The organism is Pseudomonas sp. CFBP13508 (assembly GCF_005233515.1).
In the GTDB taxonomy this organism is placed as follows: Bacteria; Pseudomonadota; Gammaproteobacteria; order Pseudomonadales; family Pseudomonadaceae; genus Aquipseudomonas; species Aquipseudomonas mercuritolerans.
Genome location: NZ_QFZZ01000007.1, coordinates 64,553 through 80,151 on the forward strand (window position 1 = coordinate 64,553; position 15,599 = coordinate 80,151).

The window sequence follows — 15,599 nt, forward strand, 5'->3', positions numbered from 1 at the left end:
ATGGAATCGCTGGTGCACGCATCGAAGCAAGGGAACTGCTGAATACTGATATCCCCCTCCCCCGGCCTTTCTCTACGGAAACGTCGCTGCTTTGTTTGCCTGCCTGACGACGCCCTGCGTACGCTTCACTTCAGATCAGGACCAACTTTTGAAACTTCTCAACGTATTGCCTTTGGCATTGCTCACATGGCTGGCGGGCTGTTCCACTCAAGAAGTGCCCCTCAACGACACCCTGCCGAAATTGACCGCGCAAGCGCTCTTGCCCGCCGTCACCGCAAATGAATACTGCAATCCACTGATGGACAGCGACATTCTGTTTGGCACAGGCTTGCTGATGTTCGAGGACGGATCGCGGGATGTCGCCCAAACTTGCCTGGTCATGGCGGCGCCGAACCACCCTAGAGCGTTTTGCTACCTGTCCACAATGGTGATGCAGTCCGGCGACCTGAGCAAAAACAAAAACCAGGTTTTCAACTACACGGCCTACGCGGCAAAGCAAAATGACTGGTGTGCGGAGTACGGCATGTACGATATGTACAGTTCCGGCACTCTCGGGGCGAAAAAAGACGCCAAACTTGCCATGCGCTGGCTGCTGCGCTCATCGCAACACGGTTATCCGGATGCCCAGAAGGAACTGATCAGTCAGTACGAAAAACAGGACAACCTGCCCGAAGCGTACGCGTGGAGCAAATTCCTCATCGATACTGAGGACGCCGCCATCGGCACCACACTCAAAACGCGGATGAGCCCGAGCCAGGTTGCCGAGGCTGACAAACGCTACAACGACCTCGTCCCTCAGGTCGCCAGCAAGGCGGCATTGGCCGCAGAAGAACGAGCAGAGGACGTCGCCCGCTACTCCGCCCAGATCTATCAAGACTATCCGGATACCTTCAAGGGCCTGACGTCCGCCGAACGTCAGGCCTACATGACCCGGTCGATCGGCGATGCCATGGACCTGCCATTCATCAGGAACCGAGACCATGTATTGATCTACATCGTGATCAATCGCGCCGCTGAGTTGAAAAAACCTGGCGCAAATATTGCCAATGATCAGCGGATCATCACTCTCATTGAAGACAAACGGTTAACAGTCGATGAGACCATCGAATCCGGACTGCGGGTGGTCAAAGCGTTCTACCGATAACCCGGATCGCGAGCAGGCTCGCTCCTACAGTGGATCTTCGGTGTACTGCAGATCCAGTGTGGGAGCGAGCCTGCTCGCGAAGAAGGCGACCCGGTCTTTCAGAGATCCGCAGCAGCCTGATTCACCACCACCGTGCAAGTAATCCCCGCCGCCAGCAAAACGCCCTCCGGCACTTCATCAATGTGAATCCTTACCGGCACCCGCTGAGCCAACCGCACCCAGTTGAACGTCGGATTCACATCGGCGATCAGCTCGCGGCTCTCCGGGTTGTCGCGGTCGTAGATGCCGCGGGAAATGCTCTCGACATGGCCCTTGAGCACTTCGCCGCTCATAAGCTGCATATCGGCTTCGTCACCGACTTTCACATGCGGCAGTTTGGTTTCTTCGAAGAAGCCGTAAACCCAGAACGAGTTCATGTCGACCACGGCCATTTTCGCCTCGCCGATGCGCGCGTAGTCGCCGCGATGCACATTGAGGTTGGTCACGTAGCCGTCCACCGCCGCACGCACTTCGGTGCGTTTGAGGTTGAGTTCGGCGGCTTCCAATTGCGCCTGGGCGTGTTGGTAATCGGCCAGCGCGGCATCAGCGATGTTGCTGGCGTCGTCGCGGTTCTCCTTGGAGATCACCAGATTGTCGAGGTCGGCGCGGCGGTGGGCGTTGACCTTGCGCATTTCCCAGGTCGACTTGCGCGAAGCCACCAGTGACTGCGCCTGCTTGACCGCGATGCGGTAGTGCTCGGGGTCGATGCGCATCAGCAGATCGCCCTTCTTCACCAATTGATTGTCGCGCACCGGCACTTCAACCACTTCCCCGGTGACGTCGGCGGCGACGTTGATGATGTCGGCGCGCACGCGGCCATCGCGGGTCCACGGCGTGTTCATGTAGTGCTCCCACAACGTGCGGCCGATCCACAGCGCCAGGGCCAGTACCAGCAGGGTCGCGAGCAGGCTGAAAAACTTTTTCATCAAGATGTTCTCAACGGTAGACAGTCAGCGCCATGGCGCCGAACAGACAGGTAAACAGGCTCAGACGCAGCAGCGCCGGGTGCCAGAAAAAGCGGTACAGGTCGAACCCCGAGAGGAAGCGGTCCACAGCCCAGGCCAATCCCGCAGCAATGAAAAACATCAGGGTCATGGTCGGCATGTACACGCCGTGGAAGGCGATTTCACGAGGCATGGGCGAGTCCTTCGGGCCGGGCAGAAGCGAATTGGGCGAGGGGTGATTGCGGGTCGAGCAGCGAGGTGCGGATGAAGTGCAGGTAGCTTTTCACCCGCCGCAACGCCGAGGTATCGAAGTGCGGCGCGAACGGCTCATCGGTGGCGGCGACGCGGCTGATCGCGTGATCGACGGCCACCAGTGCACGTTCGAGATTGCTCGCGTTCGGCTGCAAAAACAGGCGCACCAACGCGCGCCCCATCACGCGGATTGCCTGGCGCCACGGCTGCGATTCGGCATACGCCGGGTGCACCGGCAGGATCGCCTGTTCCTTGCGCAACTCGATGATCGCGTGGCCGACTTCCAGCACCACGAACATCCAGCGCAGCAGACTCTTCTGCACTTTCGGTTGCCCTGCCGCGAGGCCATAGGCCTGATGCAGCAGATCGCGGGTACGGCTCTCGAAACGCGAGGCCAGGCCCTTGAGTTTGCCGCTGATCGCGTAGACCACTTGGCCACGCAAGTCCTGCTCCAGGCGCTGCCACAGCCAGCGACTGTTCGGCGGCAGAATAATCGCCCCCGCCGCCGCACACACGAGCATGCCCATGACCATGGCGATGTAGTCGTTGATGAAGGTGTAGGGGTTGTAAATCGTGAGGTTGTCCGGCACTGAACCGGTGCTGAAAAAGATCAACAACCCGAGGCCGACACCGGCGTATTGCGGTCGTGAAGCGAGGAACGAACCGAGCACGATCACCGGCGCGAGCATCACGCAGAGCAAGGGGAAACCGTCGATCAACGGGAAGATGAAAAACATCTCGACGAAGCCGATCAGCGCACCGAGAAACGTGCCGCAGGCCATTTGAAAGGCCATGCGTTTGGGGTTCGGTGTCGCGGCGGAAAGGCCGACGGTGGCGGCAGCGATCAGGGTCATGGTCGCCCCGCTCGGCCACGCGGTGGCGACCCAATAACTGCCCAACACAATCAGGATGAACGAGGCACGAATTCCCGACGCGGCTGCGGCCCACCAGTTGGTTTGCGGGGTGAAGGGCTCGTCCCAGCGCTCGCGTTCGTGGCGGTGCTCGGCCAGAGACGCATGGGTCTGCGCATAGCTGTGCAGGTCATCGACGAAGCGGTAGAGCAATTCGTAGGCGGTGTGGAAATCCAGTTGTTCGGCTTCGCTCGGAGCAGTGTCCTGAAAGATCCCGCGCAGGGTTCGGACACGTGCCGGCAGACCTTCCTTGTAGGTGGCCAACGCGGTCGCCAAACGTGCCGCATCCGGGCTGGTCAGGGCGCGACCGCTGAAGCCGTCGAGCACTTCGGCGAGATCCTGCAAGCCCGGTTTGATCGCTGCCACGACGTGCTCTTCGCCATTGCCGTGCAGGCGTTCGAGCAACTGATGCAAGGCGTTGAAACGCGTGGTGATGCCCATGAACTCGCTGTTCAATCGGCTCAGACGACCGTTGCGCCGGCGCATGTGCGGGTCCTCGAACACGGTCACGCTGCGCAAGCCTTCCAGGCCGACGGCTTCGGCAATGAAGCGCACGTTGCTGGCTTCGAACGCCTCGGCTTTGCTGCGCCCGCGCAAGCCATCGGTGACGAAGAGCGCGAACACACCGAAGCGCTGATACAAAGCGTTGCGCATCGCCGCGCTGGCGGTCTGCGGCAGGATCGCCGCGCTGATCAGGGTTGAGCAGAGAATCCCCAGCGAGATCTCCAGCACCCGCCACACCGCGGCCATGAAGGCGCCGTCGGGATGCGCCAGCGCCGGCAGACCGACCATCGCTGCGGTGTAACCGGCAAGGACAAAACCGTAGGCGCGAAAGTTACGGCAACGTGCGGCACCGGCCGAGCAGATGCCGACCCAGATCGCCAGCGAGCCGAGAAACAGCTCCGTGTTCTGCGCAAACAAAGCGATCAGCGTGACCATCATCGCCGACCCGGCCAGCGTGCCGAGGAAGCGATAGAAACTCTTGGCGAAAACCTGGCCGCTCTGCGGTTGCATGACGATAAACACGGTGATCATCGCCGTGCGCGGTTGCGGCAATTCCAGACGCATCGCCAGCCACAAGGTGAGAAACGCGGCGAGCAACACCTTGAAGATATACACCCAGGTCACGCCGTCGCTGCGTGCCCAGTCGAAGAAACCGCGACGCCATTCCAGGGAGTGGAGCCAGCGCAGGGGGGCGGGCAAGGAGGTCATTGGAAATACTCAGGCATGCAATGCGGACTCGAAACCTGTGGGAGCGAGCCTGCTCGCGAAAGCGGCGTGTCAGGCAACATGTTCATTGACTGATACGCACTCTTCGCGAGCAGGCTCGCTCCCACAATGGAGGCTGTGTTCAACGCAAGAGAACCGGGGTTTTCGGGGCTTGGGTCTGCTCGGCTGTCGGCACGTCATCACCGGCACCAAGGCCGCCACCCAATGCCGTCACCAATTCGGCATGCGCACTCAATCGCGCCGCCTGCACCTGCTGCTGCACTTGCTGCTGTTTGAACAGCAATGTCTGCGCATTGAGCACGTTGAGGTAATCGGTGAGGCCGCGTTGGTAGGCGATCATCGCGATGTCGTAAGTCTTCTTTGCGGCAGCCACGGATTCGGCAGCGAACTCCTGCTGCTTGTCCATCGATTCGCGACGGATCAACTGGTCGGAAATGTTCTTCAGCGCGTTGATCAGGGTCTGGTTGTAGTGCGCCACGGCGATGTCATAACCGGCCGCCGCTTCGCCCAGTTCGCCACGCAGTCGACCGCCGTCGAAGATCGGCAACGAGATCGCCGGGCCGACGTTGGAGTTGAGTTTCTTGCCAGTCAAAAACTCCAGCGCGCCGCCGCCAGTGGCCATGTAGCCGAGGCTGCCGACCAGATCTACATTGGGGTAAAACCCGGCGTGAGCGACATCGATACCGCGCGCCTGCGCCGCCACTTGCCAGCGACTGGCGACCACGTCCGGACGCTGGCCGAGCAGTTCGGCAGGCAATGCCGAGGGCAATTTCAACGGCGCCGCGAGGGACAGCGTCGGCCGTTGCAGTTGCGCCGCAGCGCCCGGCCCTTTGCCGGCCAGCGCAGCAATCTGGTTGCGGCTCAGGGCGATTTCCTCGTCCAGCGCATCGAGTTGGCGATGGGTTTCCGGCAACGGCGTTTCGGCCTGGCTGACTTCGAAGTGCGTGCCGATCCCGCCGCTCAGGCGTTTCTGCGCCAGATCGAGAATCTGCTGTTGCTGCTGGAGCGTCGCGGCGACGATGTCGCGCTGGGCGTAATGCAGCGACAGTTCGATGTAGGCGCGGACGATATTGTTCTGCAATTCCAGCTGCGCCAGGCGCGCCTCGGCCACGCTTACATGGGCCAGATCCACAGCCCGTTCGCTGGCATTACGCTCCCGCCCCCAGAGGTCGAGGGCGTAGCTGAAGCCGAGCGCTGCGTTGTTGTCCCATGTGGTGGTGTTGGCCAGATCGCCGGGGCCGTAGAACTGGTCGGTCGGCCAGTTGTGGCGCTTGAGGGTCGATTCGCCATTGATCTGCAACGCCTCGGCTGCTTCGGCAACACCGGCCATAGCCTTGGCCTGACGCACCCGCGCGGCGGCGATGGCCATGCTCGGGCTGCCCTGCACGGCGAGGTCGATCCAGCGATTGAGTTGCGGGTCGCCAAACGCTTGCCACCATTGCGCAGTGGGCCAATGGGCGTCCTTGGCTGCGTCGGCAATGGCTGCATCGGTGGCCAGTGAATCGGCCGCAAGCGTTTCGCCGTGAGGGGCAATGCCTTGGGTTGAGATGCAGCCGCCGAGAGCCAGGGTTAAAGCCAGAACACTGAGCGGCAAAAGCGCTCTGTTGATGCGACGCGGCACAGCTGCGAATTCCTGAGAAAGGGATCAATCGAGGGATTTGTGTAGGAGCTGCCGAAGGCTGCGATGTTTTGATGTTGTCTTTTAAAAGATCAAAAGATCGCAGCCTTCGGCAGCTCCTACAGGGATTGGCGCAATTCTATGGAGCTGCCCTGACGGCGATAAGCTGGGTTTTCTGTGAATCTTTGTTACGGTTAACGAGATAATCCCTTGGTCGGGGGTCTCAGCCCCTGAAACTTCGTGTCACAATTTGCCATCTCCCTTGAGAGCACCCCATGGACACTTTGCAAAACATGCGCGCCTTCAGTTGTGTTGCCGAAGCGGGCAGCTTCACCGCCGCCGCCGTGCAACTGGACACCACCACCGCCAACGTCTCGCGCGCGGTCTCCAATCTGGAAGCCCACCTGCAAACCCGCCTGCTCAATCGCACGACCCGGCGCATCGCCCTGACCGAGGCCGGCAAGCGCTACCTGCTGCGCTGCGAACAGATCCTCGCCTACGTCGAAGAAGCCGAAGCGGAAGCCAGCGACGCCCACGCGCGCCCGGCCGGCCAACTGAAAGTGCACACCATGACCGGCATCGGCCAGCACTTCGTCATCGACGCCATCGCCCGCTACCGCAAGACCCACCCCGACGTGACCTTCGACCTGACCCTGGCCAACCGCGTGCCGGACCTGCTCGACGAGGGCTACGACGTGTCCATCGTGCTCGCCAGCGAACTGCCCGACTCGGGCTTCGTCTCGCAACGCCTGGGCATCACCTACAGCATCGTCTGCGCCTCGCCGGCCTACGTAAAAGCCAACGGCGCCGCACAGAAACCCAGCGACCTGCTCAACCATGCCTGCCTGCGCCTGGTCAGCCCGGTGATCCCCTTGGAAAAATGGGCCTTCGACGGCCCGGACGGCCAGGAAACAGTCACCATCAACAGCTCGCCATTCCTGGTCAACTCCGCCGACGCCATGAAAACCGCCATCACCAGCGGCATGGGCGTCGGCGTGCTGCCGGTCTACGCCGCCATCGAAGGACTGCGCAACGGCACTCTGGTGCGCGTGATGCCGAACTACCGCTCGCAGGAACTCAACCTCTACGCCATCTACCCGTCGCGGCAGTACCTGGATGCCAAGATCAAAACCTGGGTGGAATATTTGCGCGGATCGTTGCCGGAAATATTGGCGGCGCATCAGGCGGAACTGGTTGCTTATGAATTGACCGGGAGCCTGGCGGGCGTCCGCGTTGCGAACTGAGTTTTAAACACTCGCAGGTTTCGTGCAGGAGCTGACGAGTGCAACGAGGCTGCGATCTTTTGATTTTGCTGTTTAAAAATCAAAAGATCGCAGCCTACGGCAGCTCCTACGTTGGGGTGTTTACGGGGAAGTTTCCGACAGGTTTTGCAGGTTGTCCGTCGGAAGTGCGCTGGCTAGGATCTGGCGGTTGCTGACGAATCAGCGACCGGGTCTGGAAAACCCGCAGGATCACAGCGCATGACATAATGCCGCGCTCTTTCAGCGCCGGTATTCAGTTATGGCGGCTGTACGTGGGAGACCTTCGGGTCTGCCGGGTTTGATCCTTTGCCGGTTTTTCCAGTCCGCGTACAGCTGCCACCCCTTTCGCCTGGAAAACGAAAAATGGCAGCTCCATTAATCCAAAAGGATCTTTGCCATGTTCAAACCCACACCCAATCCCCCCGAATCCGCAAGCACCTCACCCTACCAATCCCCTGACTCGAACAAACTCCACGACGCCGCCGAGCGCGCGCTGGATCACTACCTCAAACCGGCCACCACCGCGCAGCAAAGCCACAAACCCAGCACCATGTTCCAGGTCGCCCCGGACCAGGACAACGAAAGCCTGCTGGCCCACGCCTGCGAATCCCTCGCCTCGGCGAGCATCATGAGCAGCGACATCGCCGCCCACGTCGACAGCCCACAGCGGCACACGATATTGGCCATCCAGCAGGTGATCATGCTGGCGGAACTGGCGGTGAATCGGGTACTGGATAATTACGAAATCCATCAGCCCCCGTCACACAATTGAATCTCTGTGGGAGCGAGCCTGCTCGCGAGGGCTTCGGCACATTCAACATTCGAGGTGTCAGATAAACCGCCTTCGCGAGCAGGCTCGCTCCCACAATTCTGGATCGTGTACATCAGCGAGATATGAGTCGGCTGTCACGCCGCCTTCGCTGGCAAGCCAGCTCCCACAGGGACGGGGTGAATCTGGCAGAGATGGGTTGGCAGTGGAGACGCTTTCGCGAGCAGGCTCGCTCCCACAATTCTGGATCGTGTGCATCAGCAAGATGTGAGTTGGCTGTCAGGCCGCCTTCGCTGGCAAGCCAGCTCCCACAGGGACGGGGTGAATCTGGCAGACAGAGGTTGGCAGTGGAGACGCTTTCGCGAGCAGGCTCGCTCCCACAATTCTGGATCGTGTGCATCAGCAAGATGTGAGTTGGCTGTCAGGCCGCCTTCGCTGGCAAGCCAGCTCCCACAGGGACGGGGTGAATCTGGCAGAGATAGGTTGGCAGTGGAGACGCTTTCGCGAGCAGGCTCGCTTCCACAGAAAGCAAAAGCAAGATCAAAAGATCGCAGCCTTCGGCAGCTCCTACAGTTTGAATCGAGTACATCAGCGAGAAACAGGTCGGCTGTCAGGCCGCCTTCGCGAGCAGGCTCGCTCCCACAAAAGCAAAAGCAAGGCAGCGCAGCTGCCCGCGGCGAAGCCGCCCCACTCAACAATGAGCGTTAGCTCGAGTGCTTTTGATCCACCGGCGACGTCGGAAGGCTGAGTGGAGGGATTGATCCGGGGGTGGGAGCGCAGCGACCGTCTGGCGCAGCCAGACACAGCGGAAGGAGGTGCAGCGAAGCAAACCGGAGCCGCTGCGCCCGGATCAGTCCCGGAGCGAAGGAACCCGAGCCTGCGAGGGCCGAACGTAGGAGCAAGCGTTTTTTGCTTACTTTTTTTGGCGCTTGTAAAAAAGTAAGTCGCCGTCAGGCGAAACCGCCAGCCGCCGCAGCGAAACCTTCGGATATTCACACCAGACAAACCAAGGCATGGCCGGCCCAGAGGCCGCCAAGACAACCCGAGCGAGAAAATGTTAGCGTGCTTGCAATCAAGCCCCGACGAGCCCAACCCCAATGAAAAAAACAGTCCTGGCCTTCAGCCGCATCACCCCGCCCATGATCGAACGCCTGCAAGAAGAATTCGACGTCATCGTCCCCAACCCCAAGACCGGTGACATCAACGCCCAGTTCGACGAAGCCCTGCCCCACGCCCACGGCCTCATCGGCGTCGGCCGCAAACTCGGCCGCGCACAACTGGAAAGCGCAACCAGACTCGAAGTGGTCTCGAGCGTCTCGGTCGGCTACGACAACTACGACCTCGACTACTTCAACGAACGCGGGATCATGCTCACCAACACCCCCGACGTGCTCACCGAAAGCACCGCCGACCTCGCCTTCGCCCTGATCATGAGCAGCGCCCGCCGCGTCGCCGAACTCGACGCCTGGACCAAGGCCGGGCAATGGCAGGCCAGCGTCGGCGCCCCGCTGTTCGGCACTGATGTGCACGGCAAGACCCTCGGCATCGTCGGCATGGGCAACATCGGCGCCGCTGTCGCCCGGCGCGGGCGCTTCGGCTTCAACATGCCGATCATCTACAGCGGTAACAGCCGCAAGACCGAACTGGAACAGGAGCTCGGCGCGCAGTTCCGCAGCCTCGATGAGCTGCTGGCCGAAGCCGATTTCGTTTGCCTGGTGGTGCCGTTGAGCGACAAGACCCGCCACCTGATCAGCCATCGCGAACTGGCGCTGATGAAGCCGAGCGCGATCCTGGTCAACATCTCGCGCGGCCCGGTGGTCGACGAACCGGCACTGATTGAAGCCCTGCAAAACAACCGCATCCGTGGCGCCGGGCTGGACGTCTATGAAAAAGAACCGCTGGCCGAATCGCCGCTGTTCCAATTGAAGAACGCCGTGACCCTGCCGCACATCGGCTCGGCCACCACCGAAACCCGCGAAGCCATGGCCAACCGCGCCCTGGCCAACCTGCGCAGCGCCCTGCTCGGCGAACGGCCGCAGGATCTGGTCAATCCGCAGGCCTGGCGCGGCTGAAAAAAAGGGCCAGCGCAACATTGCGCTGGCCCTCACCTTACATAACTTGCAACCGAACAAGAACGCCAGACCCAGTAACTGCCATATAAGCTCTCGCAACTTATCAACTTATTGATTATTTGCTATGGAGAGCTGATCCCGTGAACACCCTGACCACCGACAAACTGATTCGTTACAGCAAAGTCATCCTGATGGCTTATATAAGTTTCTTTGGCCTGCTGGTGATGATTCATAACTTCACTGACTATGAGTCCAACTACACTTACGTTGCACATATCCTGAGCATGGACACCACCAACGCCAGTGAAAACATCATGTACCGGGCGATCGACTCGCCGATGATCCATCACCGGATCTATTGGTTCATCATCACCATGGAAGTGACTTATACGGTGCTCTGCCTGATCGGCACTTACCAGTTATATCGCTACATCGACGCATCAGCAGCGCAGTTTCATGAAGCCAAGAAATTTTCGATCATGGGCATATTGGTCGCCATTTTCATTTATTACGTATGCCTGCAAACGGTCGGTGTCGAGTGGTTCGACATGGACACTTCGCAATCCTGGAATGCCAAGGACTGGGCAAGACACATTGTCGACTTCGTCTTCCCGGCAATGATTTACATCACTTTGAAAGTCGAGCGCTGACTATCAGCGCTCGAGTTATCAAGCCAACTTCCCATGCCCGGCAGGCACCAACGCTTTGGGTTTACGGAACACCAACACGTTGCCCAGCATCACCAGCACCAGCCCGACCAAAGCCGGTGCTGTCCATTGATATCCTTCGGCAAACGCCGACACGTTCAGCGCCACCACCGGGAACAGCACCGTGCAGTAAGCCGCCCGCTCCGGGCCCATGCGCCCGACCAGCGTCAGGTACGCGGTGAAGCCGATCACCGAGCCGGGAATCACCAGATACAACAGTGCCCCGACGTAACGCGGCGACCAATCCATGTCGAAGGGTATGCCCTTGATCAGACACCACACCGTCAGCATCGCTGCGCCGTAAGCCATGCCCCAGGCGTTGGTGGTCAGCGGTCGCAATCCCGCTTTCTGTTGCAGACTCGAGAGCATATTGCCGGCGGAAAAACACAAGGTGCCACATAACGCCAATCCAAGGCCGAGCAGGGTTTGCGGGCTGGCCTCATGCCCGGCCAGTTCCGGCCAGAACAACAGCCCCAGACCTGACAGCCCCAACGCACCGCCCAGCAACACATTGCGGGCAATGCGCTGGCCGAAGAACACCCGCGCATTAAGGGCGTTCCACAGCGTTGCCGTGGAAAACACCACCGCCACCAGCCCGCTGGGAATCCACTGGCTGGCCGTCAGAAAGCACATGAAGTTCACACAGAACAGGCACAGCCCCTGGGCCACACAGATCAAATGGCCACGGCGGTTCATCGGTTGCAGGCGCCGGCTGAGCAGCAACAGTGCAAACAGCACCAGCGCGGCAAGGCCGAAGCGATAGACAATCGACACCGGGATTTCGACCACGCCCAATTGCCATTTCAAGGCAATCCAGGTGGTGCCCCAGATCAGCACGGTCAGCAGGTACAACGACAGGTTCATGGCACACACTCCTTAAGCAGGCCTTGAGTGTCTGCCTCGGGCGTCATTCGGCGCTTGCACAATCTTGCGCTTTTGTCTGGCGGCAGGCTGGCAGCGCTGCGTCTACGGAGTAGGATGCAAGGCGTTGGAGAGAACCGAACATGGCCGCTATCGATACCCTGCAAGTCTTTCAAGCCCTCAACCGCTCGCCGAATGCACGTCTGGTGCACAGCGCCGAGCTCGGTGACGGCATGTCTGCGGCCTTGTGGACCAACCACCACGATGCCCAGGAATACGAAGCGCCAAGTCATCACACGCTGTCGTGCTACGTCGCCGGCGGCACCGGCACCTTCCGTCGTGGCCAGCCGGGCCGCAAGGGCGGGCCGGACAAGCTGTGTATCCTGCCGGCCGATCATGAATCGGGCTGGGTGATCAATGGCGATATCCGTCTGGCGCACCTGTATTTCAGCGCCGAACAATTCGCCCTCGGTTGCGTGACGTTGCTTGATCGCGAGCCGCGCGAGATGCAATTACGCGAGCAGACCTTTCTCGAAGATCCGCAGCAGGCGCAGCGCTTCCGGCAATTGCTGAATCTGAACTGGCAAGAGCCGGCCGAGCGCTTGCTGACCAGCAGCCTCGCCCATGAATTGATCAGCCACACGCTGCTCAGCCAGGTGGGTGCGCGTCAGGGCTTGCGCCTGAAGGGCGGGCTCGCGCCGCACCAGCGCCGACAACTGGTGGAGTTCATCGACAACCAGTTGAGCGAAGCCATCAGCCTCGGGCAACTGGCCGGGCTGTGTGCGCTGTCGGAATATCACTTTGCGCGGATGTTTCGCGTCAGCTTCGGGCTACCGCCGCACCAGTACGTGCTGGCGCGGCGCTTGAGCCGGGCGCGGGAATTGTTGCGCGGCACGGCGTTGCCGCTTGGCGAGATTGCGCTGGCGTGCGGGTTTGCCAGTGCCAGCCATTTTACTAATCGGTTCAGGCAGGTTTTGGGTGGGACGCCGGGCGAGTATCGGCAGGCGTTTTTGCGGTAACCCCATTCCCCTCACCCCAGCCCTCTCCCAGAGGGAGAGGGGGCCGACCGAGGTGTCTTGCGGTGTACATCGACCTGAAAAATCGCATCGATTATGGATTCCAAGCATTACTTTCAGGTCGGTGTATCTCTCGAATATCCCACGGTCAGTCCCCTCTCCCTCCGGGAGAGGGCTAGGGTGAGGGGCTTTTGGTCTTGCCTCAAAACTCCAGAGTGCTGGAAAGCGAAACCTGCCGCGAATCCCCCATCGACACAAAGAAGCGGCTCGCCGACGAGGTGTAATAGGTGCGATCGAACAGGTTCTTCACGTTCAACTGAAACTTGACCTTCTGCCCTTCGACTTTTGTGTCGTAAGTGGCAAACGCATCAGCCACCGTGTAGCTCGGCAGGTCAAAATCATTCACCGCATTGCCTGCGCGTTCGCCGACGTACCGCGCACCGGCACCGACACGCAACTGATCACCACCAAACACACTGCCGAAGTCATACACTGCCGACAGCGAGCCGGAATTCTTCGCTACGTTTTGCAGGCGCTTGCCTTTGTAATCCGGATCTTCGGTGACTTCGGCATCGGTATATGCATAGCTGCCGATCAGGTTCCAGTGCTCGCTGAGCTGCCCGCTCAGGTCAACTTCCAGCCCGCGTGAACGCACCTCGCCTGCCGCACTGTAAATCGTCGTCGGGCCTTCGGAGTTGGCCACCAGTACGTTGCGTTTCTTGATGTCGAACAACGCGATATTGCCGGTGATGCTGCCCGGCATATCCAGCCGCGCCCCCAGCTCCCACGACTTGGCTTCTTCCGGCGCAATGCTGCCGTCGAGCACGGTACTGCTGCCGCTCAGCGGGGCGATGGTCGAGTTGGGTTTGAACGATTCGGTGTAGCTGCCGTAGAACGACAGCGCGTCGGTGTAGCGATACACCAGCCCTGCGCGCGGCACCCACTTCTGCCCGTTGCTGTCGGTATTGGCCTTGAACGGCACGCCTTTGCCAGCGTACTGGTCGTACTCCTGAAAACGGCCGCCGGCGACCAGAATCCACTGCTCGTTGAGGTGAATCGAATCCTGCAGGAACAGCGAATCGCTGCGCAGTTTGTCGGTCTGCGCGCTGTCGGGCGCACTCACCGTAGTGCCCATCACTTCGCGACCATAGACCGGGTTGAGATAGCTGAAGGTGGTCAGGCTTTTCTGCCGGATCAGATCTTCGCGGTAGATCTTGCGGTATTCATCATCAACGCCGAACACCAGATCATGCTGCATGCCCAGCACATTCACTTTGCCTTCAAGGCTGGCGGTGGTGAAACGATCGGTGCTGATCGCGTTCTGGGTACCGTCCATGCTGCGGGTCAGTGTGCCTTTGTTGGTGTCGATCGCCGTCACGCGCACTTGGCTGGCGTCGTAGGTTTCGCGGTTCCAGCTGTAGCCGAAGTGGGCTTTCCAGTCGTCGTTGAGTTCATGATCGGCTTCGAAATGGTAGAGGTCCGAGCGCCCTTCCATGTCGTTGAACGGCTCGTCGAGACGCTCCTTGCGCGAGATATCCAGCGGATGATTGGTGCGCGGATCGATCAAGGTGCCACGGTCGAACGGCGTGAGAAATTCGCGGTGTTCGTAGGCGAACAACAGCTTGGTGCGCTGGCCGTACCAGGCCAGCGACGGTGCGATCAGCGTCTCGCGGTGGGTGCCGAAGTTGCGCCAGTAATCTTCGTCTTCATGATCGACGACCATGCGATAAGCGAAGCCGGAATCGCCCAGCGCGCCGGTGCTGTCGAAGGCGCCACCGCTGCCATTCTTGCCGTCACCGTAGGTCGAACCGCGTACGGTCACGGCGTTGTACTGGGTCAGTTCCGGCTTCTTGCTGACCAGGTTGACCACACCACCCGGATCCTGAATCCCATAGAGCAACGAGGCCGGGCCCTTGAGCACTTCGACGCGATCCACGGTGGCGTTCATGCCACGGCCCTGCACCAGCGGCATGCCGTCGCGCATGATCGAGCCGTTGCGGTTGTCGCCGAAGCCGCGAGTCATCACCGAATCCTGGGTACTGCCCAAGGTGTTGCCCTGGGTGATGCCGCTGACATTGGCCAGCGCGTCGTCGAGATTGCGCGGCGCCTGATCGCGAATGACCTGCGCCGGGATGACATTGACCGTCTGCGGAATTTCTTGCAGCGACGCCGATGAGCGCATCACCGAACTGGTTTCCGGTGGCTGATAACTCATCGATTCGTCGCGCGTGGACGTGATGGTGGTGGCGCCGAGATTGAGCGCGCCTGCGGTCGGCATCGGCTCCAGCGCCAGGGTATGACTGTCGGTGCGGCGAAAGCTCAGGCCGGAGTTGCCGAGCAGGCGTTGCAGGGCCTGTTCGGCGCTCATCTGGCCGTTGACTGCCGGAGCATTGAAGCCGTACGGCGCTTCGTCGGTGTAGACCACGCTTTGCCCGGTCACGCGACTGAAGTCGCTCAGGGCTTGCGGCAGCGGTTTCGCGGCCAGGGCAAAATTGAATTGCTGTTGCGCCTGATTGCTCACCGCTTCTGCCGCCAGCGCGATACTCATCGGCAGCAATGCCAACGCGGAAAAACTCAGCGCCGACATGCCCAACCACTGTTTGACCGAACCGGATTTTGCCCTGGACTTCATTGCTCAATGACCTGTGTAGAACCGCAACGGATGCGAATGGCTCGCAGTTTCAGTCACTACACGGATGGGGCTCGGGGTTACCTCACCTTTAATTTGAAAATATTTTTCGGGGAATTTGTTGCCTGGGCTGACGCCTTCGCGG

12 protein-coding genes are annotated in these 15,599 nt (G+C 60.4%); 6 read left to right on the plus strand and 6 right to left on the minus strand.

From position 1 onward, the window contains the following. Nucleotides 1-148 precede the first annotated feature (148 nt). Nucleotides 149-1,144 (plus strand): sel1 repeat family protein, encoded by a 996-nt coding sequence (locus PspCFBP13508_RS19620; RefSeq protein WP_137215455.1) that lies wholly within the window; start codon nucleotides 149-151, stop codon nucleotides 1,142-1,144. A gap of 98 nt (nucleotides 1,145-1,242) precedes the next feature. Here the strand turns inward: PspCFBP13508_RS19620 and PspCFBP13508_RS19625 are convergent, their stop codons facing one another. The 4 genes from PspCFBP13508_RS19625 to PspCFBP13508_RS19645 all read right to left on the minus strand — a co-directional run bounded on the left by PspCFBP13508_RS19625 (nucleotide 1,243) and on the right by PspCFBP13508_RS19645 (nucleotide 6,141). Further along, a complete protein-coding gene (locus PspCFBP13508_RS19625) occupies nucleotides 1,243-2,109 on the minus strand; it encodes an HlyD family secretion protein (protein WP_137215456.1) in 867 nt (288 codons plus the stop codon). A 10-nt stretch (nucleotides 2,110-2,119) separates the two neighbouring features. Beyond that, nucleotides 2,120-2,320, minus strand: a complete 201-nt coding sequence (locus PspCFBP13508_RS19630) for a DUF1656 domain-containing protein (protein ID WP_016771611.1) — start codon at nucleotides 2,318-2,320, stop codon at nucleotides 2,120-2,122. After that, nucleotides 2,310-4,502, minus strand: coding sequence for an FUSC family protein (locus PspCFBP13508_RS19635; protein ID WP_137215457.1), 2,193 nt, complete (start codon nucleotides 4,500-4,502; stop codon nucleotides 2,310-2,312). Before PspCFBP13508_RS19635 ends, PspCFBP13508_RS19630 begins: the two co-directional genes overlap by 11 nt. 139 nt (nucleotides 4,503-4,641) lie before the next feature. Then, nucleotides 4,642-6,141 carry an efflux transporter outer membrane subunit gene (locus PspCFBP13508_RS19645; RefSeq protein ID WP_137215458.1) on the minus strand — a complete coding sequence of 500 codons (1,500 nt, stop codon included), beginning with the start codon at nucleotides 6,139-6,141 and terminating at the stop codon, nucleotides 4,642-4,644. 272 nt (nucleotides 6,142-6,413) lie between these two features. Between PspCFBP13508_RS19645 and PspCFBP13508_RS19650 the strand changes: the two genes are divergently transcribed. From PspCFBP13508_RS19650 to PspCFBP13508_RS19665, 4 genes are all read left to right on the plus strand, one after another. Beyond that, complete coding sequence (locus PspCFBP13508_RS19650) at nucleotides 6,414-7,382, plus strand: LysR family transcriptional regulator (protein WP_137215459.1); 969 nt, start codon at nucleotides 6,414-6,416, stop codon at nucleotides 7,380-7,382. A 415-nt stretch (nucleotides 7,383-7,797) separates the two neighbouring features. Further along, a complete protein-coding gene (locus tag PspCFBP13508_RS19655) occupies nucleotides 7,798-8,172 on the plus strand; it encodes a DUF6124 family protein (protein ID WP_137215460.1) in 375 nt (124 codons plus the stop codon). A 1,094-nt stretch (nucleotides 8,173-9,266) separates the two neighbouring features. After that, nucleotides 9,267-10,241: a D-glycerate dehydrogenase gene (locus PspCFBP13508_RS19660; RefSeq protein WP_137215461.1), complete on the plus strand. Its 975-nt coding sequence runs from the start codon at nucleotides 9,267-9,269 to the stop codon at nucleotides 10,239-10,241. 140 nt (nucleotides 10,242-10,381) lie between these two features. Next, nucleotides 10,382-10,891 carry a DUF2165 domain-containing protein gene (locus PspCFBP13508_RS19665; protein WP_137215462.1) on the plus strand — a complete coding sequence of 170 codons (510 nt, stop codon included), beginning with the start codon at nucleotides 10,382-10,384 and terminating at the stop codon, nucleotides 10,889-10,891. Between the two features lie 18 nt (nucleotides 10,892-10,909). Here the strand turns inward: PspCFBP13508_RS19665 and PspCFBP13508_RS19670 are convergent, their stop codons facing one another. Then, nucleotides 10,910-11,812: a DMT family transporter gene (locus PspCFBP13508_RS19670; RefSeq protein ID WP_137215463.1), complete on the minus strand. Its 903-nt coding sequence runs from the start codon at nucleotides 11,810-11,812 to the stop codon at nucleotides 10,910-10,912. Between the two features lie 140 nt (nucleotides 11,813-11,952). Between PspCFBP13508_RS19670 and PspCFBP13508_RS19675 the strand changes: the two genes are divergently transcribed. Further along, complete coding sequence (locus PspCFBP13508_RS19675) at nucleotides 11,953-12,828, plus strand: AraC family transcriptional regulator (RefSeq protein WP_130912814.1); 876 nt, start codon at nucleotides 11,953-11,955, stop codon at nucleotides 12,826-12,828. Between the two features lie 199 nt (nucleotides 12,829-13,027). Here PspCFBP13508_RS19675 and PspCFBP13508_RS19680 read toward each other — a convergent pair whose 3' ends face one another. Next, nucleotides 13,028-15,457: a TonB-dependent receptor gene (locus PspCFBP13508_RS19680; RefSeq protein WP_137215464.1), complete on the minus strand. Its 2,430-nt coding sequence runs from the start codon at nucleotides 15,455-15,457 to the stop codon at nucleotides 13,028-13,030. Nucleotides 15,458-15,599 lie beyond the last annotated feature (142 nt).